Source organism: Brevibacillus sp. IT-7CA2, from assembly GCF_949767855.1.
Classification (GTDB): Bacteria; Bacillota; Bacilli; order Brevibacillales; family Brevibacillaceae; genus Brevibacillus.
The window spans coordinates 1-5,074 of record NZ_CATKQT010000024.1 but is presented as its reverse complement, the minus strand read 5'-3'; the positions used below and the strand labels follow the sequence as shown (position 1 = coordinate 5,074).

The 5,074-nt window shown below is 43.1% G+C and carries 4 protein-coding genes; all 4 read left to right on the top strand.

The annotated features are described in order from the left end of the window. Window positions 1–218 precede the first annotated feature (218 nt). A complete protein-coding gene (locus tag ACM6JA_RS16325; RefSeq protein WP_414853154.1) occupies window positions 219–1,226 on the top strand; it encodes an ABC transporter substrate-binding protein in 1,008 nt (335 codons plus the stop codon). Between the two features lie 178 nt (window positions 1,227–1,404). Continuing rightward, window positions 1,405–2,172: an ABC transporter ATP-binding protein gene (locus tag ACM6JA_RS16320; protein ID WP_007718717.1), complete on the top strand. Its 768-nt coding sequence runs from the start codon at window positions 1,405–1,407 to the stop codon at window positions 2,170–2,172. Between the two features lie 13 nt (window positions 2,173–2,185). Then, complete coding sequence (locus tag ACM6JA_RS16315; protein ID WP_414853153.1) at window positions 2,186–4,063, top strand: FtsX-like permease family protein; 1,878 nt, start codon at window positions 2,186–2,188, stop codon at window positions 4,061–4,063. Between the two features lie 222 nt (window positions 4,064–4,285). Beyond that, window positions 4,286–4,909, top strand: coding sequence for a hypothetical protein (locus tag ACM6JA_RS16310; protein WP_414853152.1), 624 nt, complete (start codon window positions 4,286–4,288; stop codon window positions 4,907–4,909). Window positions 4,910–5,074: the final 165 nt, after the last annotated feature.

Genomic DNA, 5,074 nt, shown 5'->3' with positions numbered 1-5,074 from the left:
GGTCAAAATTTTTTATCTTAATCCGAGAAATCCAGACTGGGGGTTTCTCGACAGCCTGATCCCTTTCTCAGAAAGGGATTTTTTTTGCCTTTTTTCGCAAAGCTCGTGCGATTGACAGTAAAAATACTCTTTGTTATAGTTTTATCGATAATGATAATCAATATCGATAAGGATATTCCTTACATCTATCTTACAAACGTACATAAGGGAGGCTCATCATGCTTACGAACAAAACAGGTAAAGCTGTCCTTGCTGTCATTTTTGTGTTTTCGCTTTTTTTGACAGCATGTGGTGGAGCAAATAAGGCAACGCCAGCACCCGCGACGGATTCTGCTTCCAAGCCAGCTGACAAGTCAACAGAAGCCCCTACTGAGAATAAAATGCGCAGCATTGAAACACCAAAAGGAACGATTCAAATTCCTGACAAGCCACAGCGTATTGTGACCGACTACTACGCAGGCGAGTTGATTGCAGTAGGCGGAAATGTAATCGGTGCAGAGACGGAAGCTTTCAAAAGCCCATTTACCGTTGAACCATTAAAAAATGCGCAGGACGTGGGTAGCCCACGGATCAATGTGGAGAAAACGTTAGAGCTCGCTCCTGACCTCATCGTCGTCATGTATGATGACAACTATGAAGCCTTGTCCAAAATCGCTCCAACCGTTTATCTCCCGTACGGTACGGCGACAAACATTTACGATACGGTCAAATTGTTCGGAGAAGTAGTTGGCGATAAAGAAAAGGCAGACAAATTCATTGCAGACTTTGACAAGGAGGCTGCCGAGGGTCGCGAAAAGTTGAAAGGCATCGTGGATGAGAATGCGACTGTCGGTCTCTACGAGCTGACAAACAAAGGAGATTTGTGGATCTTCGGAGACAACGCAGGGCGCGGTGGTCAAACAGTGTACAATGCATTGAAGCTGAAAATGCCGCGCGCAGACAAATCAAAAGAACAAACCGTACAGCTGTCCATGGAGACCTTGCCAGAATATGCGGCAGATTACATGTTCGTGACTTTCTACAATCCGGAAAAAAATAGCGAAGCCTTGAAAACCTTACAGGAGTCGGCTGTCTGGAAAGCGACCCCTGCAGCCAAAAACAATCAGATTTTCTACAACGACTACGATACATTCTATCGCTATGACCCAATCGCGATCACAGCACATATTGATATGATCGTAGATATGCTGATCAAAAGACACGAAGAGAACAAAAGTAAAAAATAGCTTACAACGGAAGCCATCCCTCGTCGGATGGCTTTTTTTCGTCTCACGTAATAAACCTTACAAAATGTAAAGGTAACTGTAAGGAACATCAATAGCTCCTATTCTGGAATTTGGTTACAGTTAATAGCGACGGAAACAATGAACGCTAGCCAATAGATAGAAAATGGAGGAACGTAGAATGAGTACTGCTGTACTAGAAGTGAAAGACGTTCAAAAAATATATGGGACAAAAGGTGAAAGCCAGTCGCATGCCTTAAAAGGCGTATCGCTGACGATAGACAAAGGAGAGTTCGTGGGGATCATGGGTCCATCCGGTTCGGGTAAAACGACTCTGCTCAACGTGATTTCCACACTGGATCGTCCAACGGAAGGCTTTATTGAAATTGCGGGAACGAACATTACACAGATGAAGCGTGACCAGCTCGCAGATTTTCGCTCGCAAAAGCTCGGCTTTATCTTTCAAGATTTCAACCTGCTAGAGAATTTGTCCGTGTATGAGAACATTGCACTGCCGCTGTCTCTGCAAGGTGTCCCTTCCAAAGAGATCAGCACCAAAGTAAGTAAAGTAGCACAAACACTCGGGATCGAAGAGATTTTGCAAAAATATCCGGTTCAAATTTCTGGAGGACAAAAACAACGAGCCGCAGCAGCACGCGCACTTGTGCATGATCCTGCGATTTTGCTGGCGGACGAACCGACGGGCGCCCTCGACTCGAAGAATGCGAAAAGTTTGCTAGAAACGATGACAGATTTGAATGAGAACCACCAAGTATCAATCATGATGGTTACGCATGATGCTTTTTCTGCGAGTTATTGCAAACGTATCTTGTTCATTCAAGACGGCAAGCTGTACACCGAGATTCAACGTACGGGGGATCGTCAGCAATTTTTCAAACAAATTCTGGATGTACTGGCCGAGCTAGGTGCATCACATGATGTACGCTAGGAGGTAACGTTTCATGCTTTTAAAGCTATCCTTGTCCAGTATGCGGAAGATGATGAAGGACTATCTGGTTCTGCTTGTGGGTCTGGTCATCTCCATTTCGATTTTTTACATGTTCCAGACGCTTGCCCTCAATTCTGATTACACGAAGAACAACTCGATGATCTCTTCGATTCAGATCGTTTTCAATGTAGGGGCGTTCCTGCTGGCGTTTATCACGATTTTCTATATCTTCTATGCCAACTCATTCCTACTCTCGCTACGGCGCAAAGAGCTCGGAATGTACATGGTTTTAGGGGCGAAGAAGGGGAAAATCAGCCAGATTTTGTTCCTGGAAACATTGACGATGGGAATCATTTCCCTGGTGATCGGTAGTCTGGTTGGTATTGCGCTTGCAAGCGGTATCGGCGTCTTGCTCATGAACCTGCTGGAGATTTCGACAGATGGGTACTATCCTTTTTATCTGCCAGCGATTTGGATGACATGGGGATTCTTCCTCATCCTGTTTATCATCACAGCTACGGTCAATGCGGCTCGTTTGGCTCGTGCAACTGAGCTCGCTCTCATCCGTGCCGAGCAACAAAATGACACAATCAAGTCAAAAGGAATCGGGGCAGTTTTGGTAGCTATCCTTGGCGTTATCCTATTGGCTCTGGGCTATACATGCTTGCACTTGATTATGTACCTGCAAGCACTCGGCTTTATCGTAGGCGCTATTTCATGCACAGTCGGGACGTACTTGATTTTCATCTCGTTGTTGCCAGTTCTTGTACAGGCTTTGAAGAAAAATAAAAAGCTGAATGATAGCAAGTTGAACGCATTCACCTTTGCTCAGCTGCGCTTTCGGGTGAACAACCTGACCAAAATCCTTGGTACAGTAGCAATGTTGATTGGGCTTGGTGTCGGGGCGATGGCAGGGGGCTTGGCCTTCCAGCAAAACGTCAATTTGTTTACTACGGTGTTCCATGTGTATGACATGAATCTGCATGATCCGGTTGAAGCGGATTATCAGGCGTTGAAAAAAATGAACGTTCTCAAGCAAAATACGTATCGATACAAAGTTGACGACAAGGCGTATTACTACTTGAAGGAAGACTTGCTGGCAAATCCGCTGTTGATTTCCACGAACAGCATGCAAAATTACTCTGCTGACAACAAGCCAAAACTTGTGACAGATCCGCTTCCGAAAGAAACGTATATCGTAAGTGCGTCAAAAGAAGACAAAGGTAAATACGATGCCATTCCTGAGGATTGGGACAAAGCGTTATTCACCAATTTTATCAACTACCAGATGATTGAGGGCAAATCTATTCTGGTTGTGGATCAGGCGACGTATGAGCAAACCACTGGAAGTGAACACAAGGTTCTCCTTGCCCAGGTAGACGACTATTTGAAATACACGCAGGAATTAAAAGCAATGGATGAACGTCAAAAGCAAATGATTGGGTCTATCACAAATGTGGAAGCGAAAGACGTATACACATCTTCCAAATACAGCACGTATGCGAGCATGTATATTTTCACAAGCGGGACGATGTTCATGGGCTTCTTCCTCGGAATTGCCTTCCTGGCGATGATGGCGAGCTGCCTGATGTTCAAAATCTTGTCCGGTGCTTCCCGTGACAAAGACCGTTACAGCATGCTGCGAAAAATCGGCGTACGTCAATCGTTGCTCGTAGGTTCGATCTATAAAGAGCTGTTTATGGTATTCATTTTCCCGGCGATCATCGGTCTGATGCACGTATTGATCGGTATGGAGATGTTCTCGTTCATCCTCTTGGATCCGTATCTGAACATCTGGATTCCAACGCTGATTTTCGTTGTGATCTATGCGATTTACTATTACATCACGGTTCAGCTTTATCGTGGAATTGTGTTGCCAAAAGAAGTGTAATGTTAATCGAAAAAATCCTCCTCATTTGAGGGGGATTTTTGTCTTTTAAACGGACCGTTATAAGCAAAGGACCATTCAACTTGCTAAAGGGACAAAAACATGGGATAAGCTATATGACCAAAGAACTTTAATAAAAATTTTAAGTTTATCCCACTATATATTTTAGAAGTTTTTTCTAACTTATACCTAGGAAAGAAATCATAAACGTGAAGGAGAATTGGTATGAAAAAAAACCTTGAAAAAACATCCGTACGTTTGGCAGCTTTAGGATTGGCTACTGCGATTTCCCTATCTGGAGCTTTAGTAGTAAGTGCAAATGAAAAGCCAACTCAAAAGACTGTAGCTCAAAACCAAGAATTGTATGCAGGAATTTACAAAAAAGTCTCAGCTTCCGAAGCTCTTGCCGACAAGGCTGTGAAAGCAGCAATCGATAACGTCTATGCACAGTTTCCAGAAACAAAATCTTATGAGATCAGTGCTTATCAAGATGTGGTTTCAAAAGGTGAGTATGATAAGTATGTTATTAGACTTGAAAAAGATTCAAAAAACTTTTTTCACTTTGGAGTAGATTCGAAAACGGGAAACCTTAACTATACCATACAATCATTGGATGCTGCTACAGTTCTATCATACCCAAATGTAAAATCCGGGGTAGATAAATTCTATGCCTCACGTCCAGAAGCAAAATCCTATGTGATTTCAAGTGCCAATATTGTAGACAACTTTGTAAACAAATTTAGCAGATATAACCTTACGTTTACTGGAAAAGATCCCAAACAATCTATCACTATTGGAATAGATGTGAAAACGGGAGAGATTATTCCTACGAAGAAGCAAGAGCTCTAATCTGCTATCTTTGTTTGTAGGAAATAGTGTTGTAGACTGAACCTGTTTAGATGCCAAAGTTGTTTTGGAGTGAGGCTATCTAGAAAGTCGGCTTAGACTGACTTTCTAGATAGCCCCTTTACGTTTTATCACGACCATAAGGCTTTGGTTTTTTGAACTATCCTG